17 protein-coding genes are annotated in these 19,931 nt (G+C 42.4%); all 17 read left to right on the forward strand.

Features of this window, described 5'->3' with window-relative positions:
- Positions 1–254 precede the first annotated feature (254 nt).
- Positions 255–2,516: a type III secretion system translocon subunit SseC family protein gene (gene sctE / locus BN3769_RS02585; RefSeq protein ID WP_068467240.1), complete on the forward strand. Its 2,262-nt coding sequence runs from the start codon at positions 255–257 to the stop codon at positions 2,514–2,516.
- Positions 2,517–2,965: 449 nt separating this feature from the next.
- A complete protein-coding gene (sctE, locus tag BN3769_RS02590) occupies positions 2,966–5,224 on the forward strand; it encodes a type III secretion system translocon subunit SseC family protein (RefSeq protein ID WP_068467242.1) in 2,259 nt (752 codons plus the stop codon).
- A 15-nt stretch (positions 5,225–5,239) separates the two neighbouring features.
- Entirely contained in the window at positions 5,240–5,845 is a 606-nt protein-coding gene (locus tag BN3769_RS02595) for a SycD/LcrH family type III secretion system chaperone (protein ID WP_068467244.1), read from the forward strand.
- Positions 5,846–5,856: 11 nt separating this feature from the next.
- Positions 5,857–6,537: a hypothetical protein gene (locus BN3769_RS02600; RefSeq protein WP_068467246.1), complete on the forward strand. Its 681-nt coding sequence runs from the start codon at positions 5,857–5,859 to the stop codon at positions 6,535–6,537.
- A gap of 33 nt (positions 6,538–6,570) precedes the next feature.
- On the forward strand, positions 6,571–7,545 hold the full coding sequence (locus BN3769_RS02605) for a hypothetical protein (protein WP_068467248.1): 975 nt from the start codon (positions 6,571–6,573) through the stop codon (positions 7,543–7,545).
- Between the two features lie 46 nt (positions 7,546–7,591).
- Positions 7,592–8,695: a hypothetical protein gene (locus BN3769_RS02610; RefSeq protein ID WP_068467250.1), complete on the forward strand. Its 1,104-nt coding sequence runs from the start codon at positions 7,592–7,594 to the stop codon at positions 8,693–8,695.
- Between the two features lie 304 nt (positions 8,696–8,999).
- Positions 9,000–9,386, forward strand: a complete 387-nt coding sequence (locus BN3769_RS02615) for a type III secretion system chaperone (protein WP_068467252.1) — start codon at positions 9,000–9,002, stop codon at positions 9,384–9,386.
- A gap of 38 nt (positions 9,387–9,424) precedes the next feature.
- The gene (gene sctD / locus BN3769_RS02620; protein WP_068467253.1) at positions 9,425–11,368 is read left to right on the forward strand and encodes a type III secretion system inner membrane ring subunit SctD; all 1,944 of its coding nucleotides are present in this window, start codon (positions 9,425–9,427) and stop codon (positions 11,366–11,368) included.
- Between the two features lie 40 nt (positions 11,369–11,408).
- On the forward strand, positions 11,409–11,654 hold the full coding sequence (locus BN3769_RS02625) for a DUF5398 family protein (protein WP_068467255.1): 246 nt from the start codon (positions 11,409–11,411) through the stop codon (positions 11,652–11,654).
- An 88-nt stretch (positions 11,655–11,742) separates the two neighbouring features.
- Complete coding sequence (locus BN3769_RS02630) at positions 11,743–12,201, forward strand: CdsG family type III secretion system protein (RefSeq protein WP_068467257.1); 459 nt, start codon at positions 11,743–11,745, stop codon at positions 12,199–12,201.
- A 100-nt stretch (positions 12,202–12,301) separates the two neighbouring features.
- Positions 12,302–12,958 carry a galactosyltransferase-related protein gene (locus BN3769_RS02635; RefSeq protein WP_195155531.1) on the forward strand — a complete coding sequence of 219 codons (657 nt, stop codon included), beginning with the start codon at positions 12,302–12,304 and terminating at the stop codon, positions 12,956–12,958.
- Between the two features lie 450 nt (positions 12,959–13,408).
- Positions 13,409–13,708, forward strand: a complete 300-nt coding sequence (locus BN3769_RS02640; protein ID WP_068467261.1) for a DUF5407 domain-containing protein — start codon at positions 13,409–13,411, stop codon at positions 13,706–13,708.
- Between the two features lie 155 nt (positions 13,709–13,863).
- Positions 13,864–14,727: a hypothetical protein gene (locus BN3769_RS02645; RefSeq protein ID WP_068467263.1), complete on the forward strand. Its 864-nt coding sequence runs from the start codon at positions 13,864–13,866 to the stop codon at positions 14,725–14,727.
- A 100-nt stretch (positions 14,728–14,827) separates the two neighbouring features.
- Positions 14,828–16,141, forward strand: coding sequence for a flagellar protein export ATPase FliI (fliI, locus tag BN3769_RS02650; protein ID WP_068467265.1), 1,314 nt, complete (start codon positions 14,828–14,830; stop codon positions 16,139–16,141).
- A gap of 19 nt (positions 16,142–16,160) precedes the next feature.
- Positions 16,161–16,658: a YscO family type III secretion system apparatus protein gene (locus BN3769_RS02655; RefSeq protein WP_068467267.1), complete on the forward strand. Its 498-nt coding sequence runs from the start codon at positions 16,161–16,163 to the stop codon at positions 16,656–16,658.
- A 63-nt stretch (positions 16,659–16,721) separates the two neighbouring features.
- Positions 16,722–17,972, forward strand: a complete 1,251-nt coding sequence (locus BN3769_RS02660) for a hypothetical protein (RefSeq protein WP_068467269.1) — start codon at positions 16,722–16,724, stop codon at positions 17,970–17,972.
- A 621-nt stretch (positions 17,973–18,593) separates the two neighbouring features.
- The gene (gene sctQ, locus BN3769_RS02665; protein WP_068467271.1) at positions 18,594–19,883 is read left to right on the forward strand and encodes a type III secretion system cytoplasmic ring protein SctQ; all 1,290 of its coding nucleotides are present in this window, start codon (positions 18,594–18,596) and stop codon (positions 19,881–19,883) included.
- The last annotated feature ends 48 nt before the right edge of the window (positions 19,884–19,931 follow it).

Raw genomic sequence — 19,931 nt, forward strand, 5'->3', positions numbered from 1 at the left:
GGGTTTGATCTAAGAGGATTTTTTAAAACCGGTAATGGCCTAGATTCGAGATTATTTTCTCCTTAGAAGAAAACGTGAGATAGAGGGCCATATTTACCTCAATCTGGCTCTCTATCTCACGTTTCCTTCTAGGGCAAAAGAACTCAAATCTAGGCCTTTATCCGTTTTAAGAAATCCTTTAAAGGAATTGGCCAATGAATCGCTATTGACAGCCGCTATTTACCTCCGTTTAGCGAATCGATTAAGAGGTCATTATGTCCATTAGTCAACAGTTTGGCATGCCAGATTTTACATCGATAGGCCAAAAAGTAGATCAACCGCCTATTGCCGAATTGCCGTTTCAGGCTTTTGAAAAGTCACTCGATAGCATGGGGGCTTTTAGCTTTGCCCCTTTGCACTTCGCCCCCTTTGCACCTTACGACTCTAGTAGCTCTACCCCTATTTTAGAACCGCAAGCACAGGGTTCCTCAAAGGGTCCGATGCCCTATGGGCCAACCGAGCAGAAAATGGTTAAATACTTTTTCTCCGATCAGGTGCTTGCGCAATTACAACACAACAGTTCTTTTACACCTGATCAAGCAAAAACTATTTTTAACGCTGTTATGGAAGGCAATCCCTTGCCAGACCCCGTTCTTAATTCGATTGCAGCGAATATCAGCGTCCTGGTTACCAAAAAAACCATTGATGAAGGCAACCTTCCTCAAACTTGGACGATTACTTCTACGGATGCAAAGGACTGGACTCCGCTTCCCATTCAGCCCTACGGTGAGACTGAACAAGCTCAGATCGGCGCATACTATGACCAGGCCTTGTCGGATCAAGCAACTGCCTATCTGGAGCAGCACATAGGAGATCTTACCCCTGAACAAACCCAGCATCTAATAACAGCCCTTCAAACAGGACAGATCTCTTCCGATATTGCCGACATTTATGTTAATGTAAGCCAAAATGCGCGGATAGAAACGCAAACGGCTTTTGGTTTGCCAAGTACTTGGTTTAAAGGAACGGCCAATGTAGATGATTGGAGTCCTATCAATTTGGGTATTATCACGCCCAGCAAAGTCGCAGAAGCTAAAATTTCAGATTTGCTAGATCATGCCGAACAAGTCCTAAAAGACATTCAAAACGCCACCACTACTTTATTGGCGGGATTGACGGCAAATAGCCCCATTCGCGGCGCTCTTACGGATTTTCTTAAAATCATCGGCGAAGCCATTCGGGATTTAAAAACAGCTTTAAGGCAATTGCAAGTAAAGGATGCAGAAAAGACCGAGCAGAATTCTAAAGCTAAATTTTCGGAATTGGCAGACCGCCAAATCCGCGCAGGCGAGCAAATGGACAAGATGATGCAAATGGAAGCCAAGCAAAAAAGCATGAAAGGCTTCGGCTTGGCCATGAAAATTATGGGCCCTATCATCTCGGCAATTGTCACTGTAGTCTCAACCATTATTGGGATCATCATCGCCGCTGCCACACTTGGCGTTGGAACGCCTGCAGCCATTGCCTTTATTGCTGTGGGTGCCGGTATCTCCCTTGCCATTGGAACGGCCTTAACTGTCTATTCCGTCGTCGACAGCGCGACTAATTTGACTCAGAAGCTGGTCAAACTTTTTGATAATACCATTAAAGCCATGATGCCCAATTCTCCCGAGTGGGCGCAAAAACTCGTCAAAGCGGCCATTATTATTGCCGCTGTTGTCTTGTTAACCGCAATTGTCATCATTGCCGCCGTTCTAGCCTTTGCAACCGGATCAGGAGAATCAGCAGCCGTCAATGCCACAACCCAAGCTGTGATAATGGCTATCACCAAAGCCATTTTGCAAGGCGTACAGCAAATGGCCGCTGCCTTAGCTGCCGCCCTTTTGATGAGTTCGAACGCTTTGCCGGAACTCATATCCTCTATTCTCAAAGCGGCAGGTGTCGGCAAAGAAGGCCAGCAAGCCGCAGCCATTCTCATCTCGATTGCAACTATGCTCGCCATTACAGTCGCAATGGCCGCTTTATCCGCCGCTTCCGGAGCAGCTGGCAAACAAGCCGCCTCTGCTGCGACTGAGGGCGTAGAAACGGCGAGTAAGGGCATTGGAGAAAGACTTAAAGAAGCCATGGATTCCATCGTCCAACAGGCAAAAGATATCATGGCTAGAGTAAAAGAATTCCTTACAGACTCTTTGGCAGACAAGGTGAAGACAATCGTCGACTATTTTAAAGCCAGCGGATTGCAATTGCTCAATACCATCGTCAAAACAATCCCAATGGCCGTTCAAGGCGTGGCCAGCATCGTCAATGCATCCATGAATCTTGTCGTTTACAAATTGCTTCTCGATATCGGCGAATTGACTGCTGCTGAAGATCTCTTAAAATCCTTAATTGAAGCCTTAGAAAAATTGCTCAAAAATCTTCAAGCCGGAATGTCGACACGCAATGATTTCATTGTCCAGCTGCAGCAAACTTTTGGCCATATTTATAACGCAGCCAACCAAAATTATGGCAAACTGGCACAAGCCTTGCAAGGCTAATAGGCAGGCACAAGACTAACATCTACTCTGTTAGGATTGATAAGACTTTTAAACCAGACATTAATAGCAAAAGTAATCTTTACTAAGCAAACTTAATTAAGTTTAATTTTAAAATCAATTAAATATAAAAAAAATAATTAAATATTTGTTAAAATATTATTAGACAGTATTCAACAATTCAACAAAAGAATTATAAAGGAATTATCTTTGATAAATTATGAAAGTTTGGATAGCAAGTCAATGACACCGATGACCTGGCCCTTGTTTTACTGACATCTTTTCCACTGACAAGCGCTTATTTCTTCCTTAACGGCTGATCTAAACTTACCTGAATGGTAGAGAAAAGATAGAGCTCGTTCAATTGTCTTCTTATCTCGCCATTAACTTTAACAATTGTTAGTAGCACTATTCAATTATTGATTAGTCGCCCTAAATATTATGAGGTATATATGGGAACTGATATTACAGGTGGTAATTATTCATCAAATGATTCGTTTGGCTTTTTTACCACTCAAGGGCAAGGACAGCAGGGTGGAACGGGAAGCGTCACAGACGGAAATCAAGCGCAAATTCAATTTAATATCTTTGCACAAGGAAATGACACCATTTCTTCTCTTGTAACCGCCTCTTTCTTAGCTGCTACTTTAGAGTTTGGTTTTAAAGATGTGTATAGCGCTCCTGAAGGGTCTCCAACGCTATCGCAACCTGATCCAGATAATCAACCCGCAGTATCGCCTTATGGATCAACCGAACAAAAAATGATCAAGCAGTTTTTTTCCGATCAAGTCACTACGCTCCTACAACAAACCAATCTTTCAAGCGACGAAGCGCTGGCTGTTTATAATTCCATCATTAACGGCACACCTTTATCCGATCCAAATTTGAGCAATATCGCCGCCTCTATTAGTCAACAAGCCACACAAACAACAATTGACGAGGGCAATCTGCCCGATTCTTGGACAATTAATTCGACAGATCCTAATGACTGGACTCCCCAGCCGATCCAGCCTTATGGCGATAACCAACAGACAGAAATCAATGAATACTACGATCAAACCTTATTAAATAATGCAACCAATTTTTTGGAACAAAATGCTCTTGAATTGACTCCGGATCAAGCCATCAATTTGATGAATGCAATTAAAACCGGTCAAGTCTCTTCGGATATTGCCGATATTTACATTCAATTAAGCCAACAAGCGCGCGTAGAGACTCAGACAGCCTTTGGCCTTCCTAGCACCTGGTTCCGCGGAACAACCAGTGTCGATGACTGGAAGCCCATCAATGTCGGCATCGTTACGCCAGGCAAGGTAGCTGCCGCTAAGCTGCAGGACTTGCTCAATAATGCCGATCAAGTCTTAAGCGATACGCAAGCGGCTGCCAAAAAACTCTTGGATGGCCCTCCACCCCTACCAGCAAATGATCCGCTCCGTGGAGCTTTGACAGACTTCCTTAAAGTCATCGGAGATGCGATTAGGAACTTGAAGGCAACTTTAAGGGAACTCCAAGTAAAAGACGCCGAAACATCCAAAGAAAACTCTAAAGCGAAATTCTCCGAATTAGCCGACCGCCGCATCCGAGCGAAAGAGCAGGAAGAGAAGATGGAAAAAATGATGAAGAAGCAAAAGGAGATGAAATCGCTGGGAATTGCCATGAAGATCATCGGTCCGATTATTGCCGCATTGGCAACATTGATTGGTGCTCTCATCGCGATTGCGAGCTTGGGTACAGCGACCGCGGCCGGCGTTGCGCTAATTGCTGCCGGTATTACGGTCGGTATCGCCATGACTGCCTATTCGATTGCCGATAGCGTCACAGGCTGTACGCAAAAACTGGTTGAAGCCTTTACGAAGGCTTTGGACAACATGATGCCGGATGCTCCGGACTGGGCAAAGACACTGGTCAAGGTCATTATTATTGCAGCCATCGTAGCAGTTTTGGCAGTCGTCATTGCAATCGCCATGGCAACAGGCGGAGGCGAAGGCGCGGCGACCAATATGGCCACTCAAGCCGTTGCCCAAACCGTGCGGGAAGCTGTAATAGAGACGATCAAGCAAATGGCTATCCAGCTCATGGTCATGGTCATCATGAGCAGCAATGCCTTGCCAGAGCTTGTCGGTAATATCCTTAAGGCTGCAGGCGTCGACAAGCAAGGCCAAGCGATTGCGCAAGCCATTGTCATGGCCATCACCTTGCTAGCCGTTATCATCGCCATGGGCAAGATGAGCGGAGGCGGAGCTACACAAGGCGCGGATGAAGCCGCACAAACAACTACCCAGGCTGCAGAGGATTCCGTCAAGAGCTTTTCTCAGCGCGCGACTGAATTGCTTGAAAAAATCAAGGATATGCCAGGAGATTTTGCAAACAGTGTAAAAGAACAAGTAAAGGCTCTTAAAGAAATGTCAGGATTGTCCTATCTTAATGCTGCCGTTAAAACAGCCCCCTTGGCCGTTCAGGCTGGAGCCGGTATTGCTAACGGGGTCATGAATTTAAAAGTCCATGATTTGCTTCTCCAAATCGGAGACTTGCAAGCTGCCGAGGATCTATTAAAAGCTTTGATTGCAGCTTTGGAAAAACTGTTGAAGAATATTCAAACAGGAATGACCGACAGAGACGGATTTATTCAGCAGCTCCAACAGGTCTTTTCTCACATTTACAATGCAGCTACACAGTCATATGGTAAACTTTTCCAAGCTTTACAAGGTTAAAATAAGGAGGGGATCATGGACGGCAATAGCGTACGACAAGAAGTTAAAACTGCGATGGATAATCTAGGGAATATTCCACCCCGAGCCCAAAAGCTGGTTGAAGAAGCCGCAGTTAAAATTAAGGAACAGCATTTGTCGGCTAAAGAAGCTTTAAACTTTACTCCTGCAATGATGGAGGAGATTTATAAATATGGTTTTAAACAGTTTCAAGGAGGAAAATACCACGAAGCCCTTAAAGTTTTTGGTTTCCTACGACAGCTAGACGTTAATCAAATGCGCTATTCATTTGCTATTGCGGCTTGCCATCAATATCTTAAAGAATACTCGGATGCAGCTGCCAACTATATTATTTGTACCTATTTGGACCGCTTTAATCCCATCCCTCGTTTTCATTTATATGACTGTTTTATGAAATTAAATCAGCCTCTTTCTGCCCTGCGAGCTTTGAATGAGACAATTGAGCTCGCGGGGTTGGATTCTCGCTATGAAGAACTTAAGGCAAAGGCGGTTTTAGAGCATAAAGCTGCAGAAAAAATCGTCAAGCAATACTTAAGAGACAATTTCGAAACCGACCCCGAAGCAAAAAAGCGAAAAATAGAAGAGGATGAAGAGGCAAAATAAGGAGAGCTATTATGAATACTCCTTCGGTAGGAGTTGGATTTACCTCCAGCCCTAACTCGCCTGATTACATTGATCTTAGCTCTAAAGATCAGGTGCAGGAGACAACCAATAACCGCATTCCACAAGGTGCCCCTTGGAATAAAGGGGTCATTTTGGCCAAAGATAGCTTAGAAGTTCCAATAGAAATAGCCTTTGGCATCAATAATGACCGCACAGAACCTGGCAAGCCGTCTCTGCTGCCTCTTTTCCGCACGCGCTTTGTGGACGACCATCAAGTCGAGGATTTAAGCAGAAGCTATTATTTGGAGCTGCGCGATAACTTGCCGACCGATCTGCAGAAAATATTAAGTCAAGATGAGGCGAAGCCGAACATAGAAGATCGCGATCCGGATTTAATGGCTTTGGACAACAGTTTGAGATTTGAGGCGAATATTCTGGCACTGGCAGATCATTTATCTGTTCCCCAATCAGACGAAGGCGTGTTAATTGGAGCTCAGCAATTTTTAGCCTTGCCCACTCTTGTCAAGCAGGAACTGCTGGCTTATGGAGCAAACGTGGGCCAATTTCTCGATCGTTACTTGGCTGAAATAGGCCCCAATGATCCTAGTTATGATTTGCTGCTCAATGTATCCAATCAAATGAAGGAGGCTTATCAGTTATTTAACTTATCCAATCCGGACATTGCAAGTTAGAAAAATGTTGAAGACAGAAAGATCAGGTGAAAAATGCCTTCTAAGGATGAAGAGAGATATCAAAGCAATTTGGCGCGTATAGGGCGTCAGCTAGCATTATCAGAAGCCCTTTTGCAAACTCATCCTCTTGTGCAAGATAAATTGAAGATTTTGCAGACTGCTTTGCACTATTTTACTTTGCAAACCCAGTGGCAGTCTGCCGGATCTTTAGCTCGTCTTTTGCTAACCTTTAAGACGGCATTGCGGGCGCAAGAAGTTGGAGAAAGCGCTTCGGGATTCATTGGTCCGTCGTTAGGCCGGATGCAGAAAGCCGTGGCACAGTTAATGCAAACGACATTAAAGCCTTCGGAAAGACAATTGACGGAATTGCTATTGACCTTCACTCAAGTTGTCACGCTTGTAATGGTCTATCTTGCCACTCAAACATTGGGCAACTGGAAGGGATTATTTCCTCAAAATGATCCGGGGGCTGCTAAGAAGGCCGGTTTACTGCTAAGAGAATTAGGGCTGACCTTTATATTGGGCTCTCATCTCGTTGAAAAAACTTTTCGTTTGGTTGCTCAAGGATTGGGAGTAAGCGAGCAAAGCCAAAAAGGCATTAGTGCTATTGGCCTTCTGTATGTCCTCATTTTATTGGCAATGATTCATGAAGAGGACGATCAAAATAACGAGGAGCTATTAGAGATTCTTTTGCCATTTATGAAACCGACGCTTGATTCCTTAGACCAGGCCGTCCAACAAGCGCAAAGCCAAGCAATAATGGAAGAGGAAAACGCTTCTTTAGCATTAAGCCAGTTGCAATTGATGCGACAGGTCCTTGAAAATGCAGATTTAAAAGGCCTGAAACAAGCAATAGAAAGCAGTTTTCAAGCCTTAGAATTACCTTATCAAGAGGTAAAAAAAGATTTAAGAAAGCTGATTGAACTCTGTTCTCAGCTAAATAGCAGTTTTAGAAATATTTTCTATCAAAAAGAACTGTCGGTGACAACGATGACGCAAGCGGCCTAAACGACACTTAAAACAGCTTCACCGTCCATAAATAAGGAGAATTCCCATGCCAGACGTTAATTTAGGCGATAGCAGCAATAATAATTTCATGGATTTTGTCGGCAAGTATCAAAGCGGTGATGGCTCTCAAGGAGAAGTAGATGTCATCGGTAATAAGGACAATGCCCTTATCATCATTAAGCAACAAGATCCAACAAAAACCGATACCATTACGCAGATGACAATTATTGAAATGCAGAATGGACGCTTAACAGGTGTCTATAGCTTTTCTGCCACTAATCCTTCCCTTTTCCCTCCGCAAGATGATCAAACTGATATAGACGGGCAAGGTAACCAAGGCTCATCCGTAAATGGCGATAATAGCACACAAGGCAATCAAGGAGGAACCCCAGCTCAGCAACTGCAAGCCAATCCTTGGTTCAACGTCTCTTTCTTGGCTGTCTTTAATAATATCATGACCGAAATTTTGGGTTTGGAACAAAAGAACCATTACATGGAAGCCCAGACAGAGATGCAATCGCGCGTCAATATCATTGCCATTTCGCAAACGCAATCTGAGTTGACCAAAGCGCTTTACGACACCAGGGCCGAAGAAAAAATGGTGGAAGCCATCACGTCCTTTGCCCAAGCCGGAATGGCAGTCGTTCAAATTGGAATGACCTGGAATAACGCATCCAGAGCGGAAGTGGCGGCGAACAAGGCCATGCAAGAGGATAAAACCGCACTTGATAATGCGCTTGCGAAACATCCTGAGTTAGGAACAGATATCAATGCCATTAAAGACCCTCCTCCTGATGTAAAAGCCCATTTAGAAGCCTATAATAAGACGCAGACAGAATCGTGGAGAAGGGAATTTGTTCAGTCAAAAGTGACTGAATATAACCGTCTTTCCGATTTGAACAATGAAGTCGTCAAAAACGCCATTAACGGTGTCAGCCAAACCATCCAAGCCGGTTTGATCGGTAAGGAAGGAGAAATCGATGCCCTTAAAACGATAAATGACGGTTATTTGCAAGTTTTAAACAAATATGCCGAAAATACCGCTAAATCGCGAGATGATGCCAAAGCCAACTTCGACCGCTTTGTCGATTTCTTGATGAAGATCGTCGATTCCGACTTCAAAGCTCACTCTATTGGCCAAGGCGTTTAAAAAGGAGACGAATCGATAATAAGAGGGTGTATTAAAACGGCAAATGTCCTATTAAAGTTCTTTTCCCAATAAAAAGGGGAACCGAGTAAGGGGCAATATTAAATCCGATATAGCTTCCCTAATCGGTTCCTCTCTTCGGAAAAATAATCTGGATTAGGCATGAGGAGTTTTAATTATTCCCTCTAAGGGTGCGAATAGCACCCTCTCATATTAAATATGTTATAATTAATAAGGGATGTTAAAGACCGTTGATGTATAATTAGCTTCGTTCTTTTTCATCCTTTATTTATGAAGGAGCCTATTTATGCTTGATGCGCTTGTCCGCCAATTAGGCCAAGAACTTGAAATGGAAGATCTGATTGTTTCACCTGAGCCAGGCCATTATACGGTTCCTTTTGATGAGAATATTGAAGTGGATCTTATCCAGTCCCCACAAAGTTATTTATTTAAAGGAGTAATAGGAGCCTGCCCTAAAAACAATCTCGAAGCTTTTTTGCTTAAAGCAATGGAGGCCAATCTATTTGGCCGAGGGACAAGAGGCGCAGCAATAGGGTTAAATGGTGAAGGGAATTTATTGACGCTTTCGCTAGAGCTGGATTACAATAGTTCTTATAAGGACTTTCGGGAAAAGATGGAAGACTTTATCAGCGTGTTAGATTTTTGGCGGAAAGAAGCATTGAAACACCGTTAAAATTCATTTGTTATGCTTTTTAAATTAATGGGTAGATTATGGTTGCAAGACTAGTGGCAGAAGAAGGTGATCTTAAAGGGCTTATCCTCTCCTTGGATAATGGCGACAGCTGGATAATCGGACGCGATCCCGAGGAATGCCAACTTGTCATACAAGATCCTCTTACTTCGCGCAAGCATCTCGTTGCACGTCGCACAAACGAAGGCATTTTAGTTGAAAATTTAAGCCAAACCAACCCGATTCAAATCAACGAAGAGGAAATCGGCAGTCAACCCCGCCTTCTTCAGCAAGGAGATACGGTCAAAATTGGAAACGAAATTTTCCGCTATTACACCGATACGTCGGCCCATATCTTAGACGAAAGCTTGCCTTCCATGATTGAAGATCCGACAGAGTCCGATCCTGCCATTGAACGCGGCCCAGAGCCCAATTCTCCCCTTATTAATGGAGACAAAAATTCCGAACTAGAGCATCCGGAGACACAAGATCAAGATGTACAAGATCAAGAGGTTGAAAAGCAAGAAGCGAGAGAAGAAGATAAAGACCATGATACCATTTTTGATGACGATGCCAATTTTTTGCCTTTAGCGGAAATAAATTTTGGCATTGTCGAAACAGGACGCTGGCTCCTTAAAGTAATCGGAGGCCCTAATAATGGCGCTGAATTCTATATGCAAGCAGGCCATAGCTATATTCTGGGTACCGATCCTCATAGCTGCGATATTGTTTTTCATGATACAAGCGTTTCCCGCCAACATGCCAAAATCACTGTAACAGCTGAAGATTCCTTGACTATTGAAGATTTGAAAAGCCGAAATGGAGTATTAATTAGCGGAACTCCTCTAGAAGGCAAGCAAACGTTATCTCCAAGCGTTATCGTGACCATGGGAACGACCTCTTTTGTCGTTTATGACAGGGAAGGCGAAATGCAAACGATCATTTCCCCTCTTTTGCCCTCTATTGTCAAAGTGCTGCAGCAAGAAGAGACGCCAAAAGTTGAGGAAGTTCCACCTGCTTCACAAGGTGAACAGGAGCCGATTTCCACTCATGCCCCTACAGCTATTCCAGAGCCTGCACCGGCCCAACGCCACTTTGGCCCTTTAATTCTGCTCTCTATCATTACCGGCTTATTCCTTTTGGCAGGAATCGGAACGTTTTCGCTTTTTAAAAGTGAACCGATCATTACACATACGCAAGAAAATGCGACGCAACTTATCCAACAAGCAGTCGACCCATTCCCGGCGATTAGGTATTCTTTCAATAAAAGTACAGGCGGTCTATTGCTATTAGGACACGTTTCTACAGCTGCGGATAAGAATCAGCTTTTATATAATTTACAAGGATTGAAATTTATTAAATTCATTGACGATACGGGTATTGTCATCGATGAGTATGTCTGGCAGGAGGTTAATTCTATCTTAGCTAACAATCCTGCTTGGAAAGGCATTACCATTCACTCTCCCGCAGCTGGCCAGTTTGTTTTATCGGGATATTTAGAAACACGCAAGCAGGCCGAACAGCTATCCGATTATATCAGCGTCAATTTCCCTTATCTGGATCTCTTGAAAAGGCAAATTGTTGTGGAAGAAGATGTTGTCAACCAAATTAATGTCTGGCTGCAAGATGCCAATTTGCGCAATATCACAGCTAAAATGTCTAATGGGGAAGTGACTTTGACAGGCAACGTGCCAGCCGACCGCAACACGGAGCTTAACGAAATCATGACGCGCATTAAAGGTATTCCCGGCGTCCGAATTGTCAATAACTTTGCCCGCACTCAAGCGCCTGAAATGGGGATTATCAATATTTCCAACCGCTATGAAATTACGGGACAATCTCGATTAGGGGATAAATATACCGTTGTCATTAATGGACGCATCTTATCTTCAGGAGATGTCTTGGACGGAATGACAATTACTCAAATTAAGCCCAATACAGTTTTCTTAGAAAAAGATGGAACAAAATACCGTATCGATTATTAATAAGGAGAAATCAAATTTTCTCTTTTAAAGTGAGGTCACAATGTTCGGTTTAGAAAGCCAAAAGAAAAAAAAGCCTATCGAAGAATTTGTCTTCGATCTGGAAAAAATGCTTGTTAATCCTGAAGAGCATAAAAAACTAAGAGAAAAAATTGAAAATCGCATTCAAGAGGTTAAGAAATACCTACGCTCGGGAGAAAACCAAGAAGAGTTTGACCGATTGGGCATGCTTCTTCATGGCTATACGTCTTTACTTAAAGTAATGTCCCGTTTTAGTTCTAAAAAATAATCTCTTGCAGGCTTATTTTCTTTTCTCTAGAAAGGATGAAATATAAAAGAGATTCATCTTGTTGTAATACGAAAAAAGGACTGTTTTTATGGATCAAGAAACAATACAAAATTTTAAGGAAGATTTTTCTTTACTTATCGAGGCAGGATTTGTAGCAGTTAAACAACTTGATGAAACAAGCGCGACGCGCATTTTTCACGCTGCACAAGCATTAAGCCCTAACAATACTGCCCCACAAATTGGTCTGGGCTATATTGCCTTGAATAAACTGGAAATCAAAGAGGCCACTCGCATTTTTGAGTCGGTGGTTCAAGTTGAACCCGAAAACCACTTAGCCCAAACATTCCTCGGCATGTGTTTCTTATTGACAAAAGGCAAACACAAAAAAGGAGAGAAAATTATTCAAGAGGCCATGGAAAAAACAACCGATCCTACGATTAAAAATCTAGGAGCCATCTCTCTTGAATGGGCAGAGAAAGATCTCTCCAAAAAGAACAAAGCTCCCTTCTTTGCTCAGCAGACCCAGCCGTCTGAAAGTGAAGATTAATAAATATTGCATAATATTAAGACCGAGCGTTTTTTTTCCTCTAACTTAAAAATTTGGCTTGAAAGCCGGCTTCTCATTCCTTTTGCGTAATATGAAAAAAATGGCTCTTATTATTCCTTACCGAGACCGCGAAGAGCATTTGCAAACATTTTTGCAAATCTTTCCTCCAAGATTGAAAACTCTTTGCCCTCAAATCGAATATGCCATTTTTGTTATCGAACAAAAAAATGAGAAATCTTTTAACCGCGGCAAATTGCTGAATGTGGGGTTTTCCCTTCTTAAAGATCAATTCGATTATTTTTGTTTTCATGATGTGGATATGCTACCCACCTACGCCGATTATTCCTATCCCTCCATTCCCACCCATTTAGCGGCGGACGTAAGTCAATTTAGGCAATGGAAGGGCAAAGGCCTTGCCTATTCTAATTACTTTGGCGGAGTCGTCCTGTTCAATAAGAAGGACTTTATAACAATTAATGGCTATTCCAATCATTATTGGGGATATGGCATTGAAGATGACGATTTGCTCGTCAGAGTAGTGGAACATGGACTGAAATGGACGAGACGTCCTGGCGTATATGAAAGCCTTTTCCATCCTCCTACAGGCGGAACACTTGAACATAAAGCCAATAAAGCCCGTTTTCTGAGCATCTTAAAAGGGCAAGAAGCGGATTCTTCCGGCCTTTCTGATCTCGAATTTATTGTCAAGGATGAAAAAATCTTCGAAACCCATAAGCTTTATCAAGTAGATATTTAATATCTTTTAAATAGATTTTAACAGAAAAACAACAAAAATAAACTAAACTACATTTAAACTTAAAAAAAGTAAATCACATCTATTTAAAGCAGAATAAATTAATAAAATTTATTTAATAAATTCACCCATAACTTGATTTAATTAATAATAACTGCTATAATAAAAATAAGGGTAAAAGGGATTTTAGAGATCAACCGTTCATGCTTATAGGGCTTAGATAAACAGGTTCAATCTGTCGTCCTAAAAAGTGTGACTAAATAAATTAAAAGTTATAAAATTAAGGGCTTTCAGAGTTTTCTGAGTCCGAAAGATTTTTTAAGTGTTGTAGCGTTTCAGAAGCGAAGCTACTGGGGTTTCTCCTTCAGGCTTCAGGAAGTGTAATTTCCAAAATCTGAATTCCCTACTGAGCTTATTATCTTAAATTAATAAGAACAAAAGTAGGAGGAAATCATGGGCACGCCCGCCGGACAAAACACTACAGGTGGTGGACCTAATACACAATTTCAGGGTAACTATGTAGAACAAGGCTTTAAAGTCGACTTTCTGATTAGCATTGTCAACGATGCAACTGTCAGTGCGAAAAGAAAGTTGGAAATCTTAAAAGCCAGACGTAGTTCGATCAGTATTGCTGATATGTTTGATATGCAAATGCTGATGAACCACCTTTCTCAGTTATCAGAAATGTCAACGGCTGTTGTAAGTGCATCTAACTCAGCAATTTCATCAATGGCTCGTAACGTTAAAGGATAATCGCCTGCTGGTTAAACGTTTGTTTAACCCTGGCAATTTGGCCCTGGGATATCAGTTGGATTCTCTTGATGCTTTTAGTATGGAGGGAAAAAAACACGTGTATCCCTGGGTCATTGGTTATCTTTTCAAGATCCTTAAAATAAGGAAAGTCTGTCATGGCATTAGAAGGTAAAATTGAAGCAGTTAAAAAGGTGAGCGCAGCGCTGAATAAGCAGCCGATTACGCCTCCCCAAGAGCAGCTTGAGCGTGTTGCTCCTAATAAAGAACATTTTCAAGCGCTTATGGACTCTTCATATCCTGGTCAGTCAACTTTTCAAAAACTCAATGGAACAACTATTGCTCCTGAGGGTGTTCAACAATTAGAAAATAATCCAATTTTTGCGGAAAATAACGTCAGCGTTCAAGGCAATGGCTCAGCTACAGACCAAGACAGCCAAAAAAAGCGTCATTCCGAGGATGACGAAGTAGAGGGCATTGCAGCAAGTGGGCAAAAAGAGAAAACGCCGGCTTCTTTAATGGAAGAAGTCAAGAAACTAAATAGTCAAGTTTCCAAAGTTTCCAGGCTTAGTCCCGAAGAGCTAAAAACTCAAGCGCAGGCTGTTATTGCTCAAATTGACTCGGTAAAGACGCAATTAGGCAATGTGCAAAGCGGGGATATCAAAACGTCCTATCAAACGCTTTTACGCAATCGTTTGACTCACATTGATGACAATTTAAAGATCGCTTTATCCAAAGCAGGTGTTGAATACACCCCTCCTTCGCCTAGCCAGGTAGCTGGAATAAACAGCCAAAATCCCGTCGAACGCTTTATTGGTTACTTGACTCATAGTCAGTATCAACTAGAGCATTTGAGTGATATGGTTGACAATTTAAATTTGAATAAATTTCAAATGACTCCAGCAAGCATGCTCGCTCTTCAAATTAAAGTGGGTTATGTTCAACAACAAATTGAATTATTTACAAGTTTGCTGAATAAAGCTTTAGAATCTACCAAAACGATCATGAACGTTCAGGTCTAACTAAAGCGTCGACTGGCCTTCATTTCTCAATAAGGATAAACTTGACGGAAGCGTCTTTTATCCTTATTTTCGCTATTTGTTCTCCAACCAAGGATTCTACATGTTTAATGATGAAATTGACAAACTCCTAGGCGACCTTGAAGAGCTCCAGCTTACAACAATTAATGGACGGATTACAGAAATTGTAGGGATGCTGATTAAAGCTGTCGTCCCTCAAGTCAAGATCGGCGAAATCTGCCTTATCAAGAGAGCGGGCGATCCGCTCCGGGCCGAAGTTGTTGGCTTTACTAAAGACGAGGTCCTGCTTTCTCCTTTGGGAGAAATGACAGGAATCGGCCCATCCTCCGAGGTTATCCCCACTCATCTTCCCCTTCACATCAAGGTAGGCCCTCAGCTGCTGGGAAGAATCTTAAATGGATTGGGAGAGCCCTTAGACGAGCAAACAAAGGGCCCCTTAATTCTTGACGAAACATATCCCGTCATTCAAGCCCCTCCCGATCCGGTCAAGCGCATGCCCATCAATAAACCCATTTCAGTGGGAGTACGGGCAATCGATGGCGTATTGACAACAGGGCTTGGACAGCGTGTAGGCATTTTTGCGGCAGCCGGCGGCGGTAAGTCTACCCTGCTTGGCATGATTGCCCGCAATGCGGTAGCTGACGTCAATGTAATTAGCCTAATTGGGGAACGCGGTCGCGAATTGCGTGAATTCATTGAAAAAGATTTAGGGCCTGAAGGGCTTAAACGCTCCGTGTTGATCGTTTCCACCTCTGACCAAGCTTCTCAACTGCGTTTGAACGCTGCTTATGTCGGAACGGCTATTGCCGAATATTTCCGCGATCAAGGTAAATCAGTCATTTTGATGATGGATTCTGTTACGCGCTTTGCGCGGGCCTTGCGGGAAGTTGGACTAGCAGCGGGCGAGCCCCCTGCCCGTGCCGGATATACGCCTTCCGTATTCTCAACTCTGCCCAAGCTGTTAGAAAGGACGGGCAATTCGGATAAGGGCAATATTACGGCCTTTTATACTGTCCTCGTTGCAGGCGATGACATGAATGAGCCCGTTGCCGATGAAGTTCGTTCCATTTTGGATGGACACCTTATTCTTTCCAGCGAGCTGGCTCGTCAATATCACTATCCGGCTATCGATGTCCTTTCTTCTGCCAGCAGGGTTATGACTTCAATTGTCCCTAAAGAGCACTTGCAATTGGTCGGTAAACTAAAAGAAGTTTTAGCCAATTACAAGAAGAATGAATTATTGATCAAAATTGGAGAATATAAAAGAGGAGCCGATAAAGCAGGCGATTTTGCCATTGACCACATCGAAAAAGTATTAAAATTCTTGAAGCAAGGGGTTGATGAAAAATGTTCTTTTCAAGAGACCGTGCAGCTTTTAAAATCCCTTTTTAGATAACTTTGACTAAGGCATTCCCATGAATAACGTTGTTTATCCTTTAAAGCAAGTCATCGATGTCAAGCAAAGGCGAGTAGATGAAGCGGAAAAAGTCGTCAGGGAAAAGCAACAAATTCTGGAAGGAGAAAAGCAAAAACTTGCGGAAAGAGAAGCGGAGAGAGATAAAGTAAAAAAACATTATCAAGATAAACTCAAACAGCTTAGAGATACTATTGATCAAGGAACAACTAGCCCTAAAATTCAACAAATGAAAGTTTACATTAAAGTTGTAGATGAAAAATTAAAGGTAGAGGAAAAAAAAGTTAAGGATCAACAAGAGCAAGTGGATTTAGCCCAAAAGAACTTAGATAAAGCTAAAGAAGACTTGCGCATTAAAAGACAAGAAGTGGATAAACTGTTAAACCACAAAAAAGACTGGGAAAAAGAAATGCGTAAGGAATTGGAAATTATTGAGGGGCGCGAGCAAGATGAATTGGGATCTATTATTTATGTATCCAATCATCATAGAAACCGCTAAATCTGCCATTACTTTAGTTTTTAGTTTTAATCTATATGATTCTTTTATAGGAATAACGATAATATGACAGCAAATAATAATCTTTCTCCTATTAAGCCTAATACTTCGACGGGAGAAACAAATAAATTTAGCCGACTGAAACCGGATGGTTCCCCTCGATCAAATAAAAAATTTGATCAGATGGTCAACAAAACTGGCGACAGCGTCGCTAGAGAAGACGAAGAAGAAATAGAAGAAAACGGAGAAAAGCCAGCACCCTCTCCTTCGCTCTTCGATTTGGCTAAAACAACGCCTAAAAAGCCATTAGGCAAAACCGGTATGCCAAAATATACCTCTCTTCCTGAAAGTCAAAGCTTACAAGAGTTAAAAGAAAGCCTACAAGATACAGATTCTTCTTTTGCCGATTTCGGGGTCACGGAAGAGGATCATCCTATTTTCTCTGCTGATGAAGAGGGAGCGAAAAGCGACCTTCTAGCTGATAATTCTTTAAAATCCACGCCTTTTACGGGCGATCAAGAACCTATTGAAAAAACTCCCTTTTCAGAAGAAGCGGCAGCTATGCAAGCAAAGAAATCCCGTTTGGATGCCTTGCCTTTAGAGACAGATGCCACTCTTTTAGCTTCTCAAAAAAAAGAAGCCTTATCTCAATCCTCTGTTAAAGGCGCGCGCTTGCAAGGAGAAATAATCCAAGAATCAGTCGTCACGCAAGGAAAAAAAGTACACTCCGATGTACTCTTAGACACAGATTCTACGACTTTAGCCTCCAAAAAAGAAAAAGGCAAGATGACCTCGGCGCGCTCTACTCGATTCTCTCAAGAGAATGCGGACCTATCGGCCATTAATCCCAATAACGCCCATCAGCCTATTACCTTTGATTCCAATAAAATTGATTTAAAAGACGAGCAAGTGGCTCATTCTACTGTACGGGACATTATTGCCCAGATCGTTGAACGCATCCATACTGTGCGGACAGAAGGTAAAACAGATACGGTTGTCACCTTACGCTATCCCCCTTTGCTGGCCGGTGCGACAGTCACCTTGTCAACTCTCGATGGAGCCAATCGGGAATTTAATATTGCCTTTGCCAATTTAACGGAATCAGCTAAACGATTCTTGGATCAAAGACTAGCCGAGAATTCTCTGACTGATGCCTTAGAGCGCAAGGGAATCAATGTATTGGGCATTACCACCACCACTTTGGCAGAAGCGCCGATGAATATCGAAGCCGAACAATATTTTGGACGCGGTAATGAACGCGAGCAGCGGGAGCAGCAAAGGCAGAATCAGCAAGATTTTGAAGAAGAAAGTACCTAATAACTGGAGTTTGGAGTTTTTTGCCCTTTCAACTAACATGAAAGCTCTTGCAGGTGAACGAATGGCAAGGCGGTGCCTATTTTTTAATAGGGATCGCCTTGCCATTTGTTCACCTCTGAGGCTTTGAAGCAGTCGAAAGGACAAAAAAACTCCAACCTCCCGTTAATATCGAGTCTGAGCCTATGGGGCTAATTAGCGGCATGTCCAGGCTTGGAATGAAATCGGTTCTTTTTGCCAATCCTATTCATTGGATATAGATGAATGAATTGATTTTCATTCTACTCCATGAATATTATTCCCTTTTGGCAAAAGTCTTTTTATTGTACATATTTAATAGATTCCTTAAGGAAAAAGCGAAAAGGCAAATGACTGCCTTATCACTTTTATTCGGAATTTGAGTTTATTTACCGCTTGTAAGAAGATATAGTAAAACCCATGATAAAACCCATATTCGAGATTATTTTGTCCCTAGAAGAAAAAGAATTCGAATCAAGGCCATTAGCGGTTTTAATACATCCTCTAAACAGGCAGAATAGCTAAAATTTTAGAAAGAGCCAAACTCACATTCCATTTAATAAAGTATAAATTTAGATAATCGACTTACCAACCAATTAGATTAAGATGGCTACACCTCCTTTATCTTACGACTGGCTCCGCGAAATTAAACCCGAATTAAAGGCCTTGGACGACATTCCCTTGACAGGGGCCGCGCCGCCCTTTCCCTGGGAAGATTTATCAGCCCGCATTGGACAAGCCTTTGAGAGGGAAGGATTCTCCATTCAGCCCAAGGAACTCATGTGGCGCTCTAAAGAGCAACTGTATGAGGGATTGGGGGATGCTCCATTCCCTTTAACATTCGCCATCCCGTCTTTAAGAGGAACGGTGTGCTGGGTCATGCCGGAGCAAGAAATGGCTGTCTTAGAAACATGGTTATTGACCAAGGAATCCCATCCCATTAGTTTTCAAGATCGTGCTTTGAGCGAGAGCTTTTATCGTTTTTTGGCCTTAGAAACGCTTTATCACATGAGCCAATTAGCATTCGATAAAACAATTGCTCCTGTTTTAATGAAGGAAAGCACTTTGCCTGCAGAAGATTCGCTTTGCTTAGATATTTCCTTAAGTTTTCAAGAACAAACGATTTGGGGACGGCTGATCATTTCTCCCGATTTAAGACGCTCTTGGGTTGAGTATTATGCGCAAAAGGGAACATCGGAATTAAGCCAAAAAATGGCGCAAAGCATAGAAGTCATCCTTCATATAGAAGCGGGCAAGACATCCTTCAGCTTGCAAGATTGGAAAGCCGTTTCCTTAGGCGATTTTGTTCTTTTAGATCACTGCTCCTTAAATCCTCAGGACTTCTTTACAGGCCGCGTCATGCTAACTATTAATGGAAGACTGGCATTCCGAGGAAAACTTAAAGATGGTAATATCAAGATTCTTGAACTCCCTTTATACCACGAGGTAAATACTCCTATGGCTAAAAATCCAGATGAAGACGAAGATGAAGATGATTTAAGCGATCTGGACTTGACAGAAGATGAAGAGGATTTAGATTTAGAAGAGGAAGACGAGTCTTTCGCAGAAGGAGAAGAGGAAGAGCTCTTAGATGAAGAAGAGAGAGCTTCTGAACCTGCCCCAACCAAAGACCAAGAGCATCCGGCTCCTTCTAAATCCAAATCTGAAGGTCCTCTTACTCCAGGACAAATCCCGGTTTCTCTAACCGTAGAAGTTGGCCGCATTCAAATGACAATGGAGAAATTGCTCCAGCTAGAGCCTGGCAATTTACTTGAATTAGATATCCATCCTGAAGATGGGGTCGATTTGACCATCAATGGAAAAGTCGTAGGCAAGGGCGAGCTGATCCGGGTCGGCGAATCATTAGGGGTAAGAATCCTAGAGATTGGGCATTAATTCCTGCCGGTATCTAATAGAGAGTATTAAAACCGCTTCTTTTCTCCT

It is taken from the genome of Candidatus Protochlamydia phocaeensis (genome assembly GCF_001545115.1).
Classification (GTDB): domain Bacteria; phylum Chlamydiota; class Chlamydiia; order Chlamydiales; family Parachlamydiaceae; genus Protochlamydia_A; species Protochlamydia_A phocaeensis.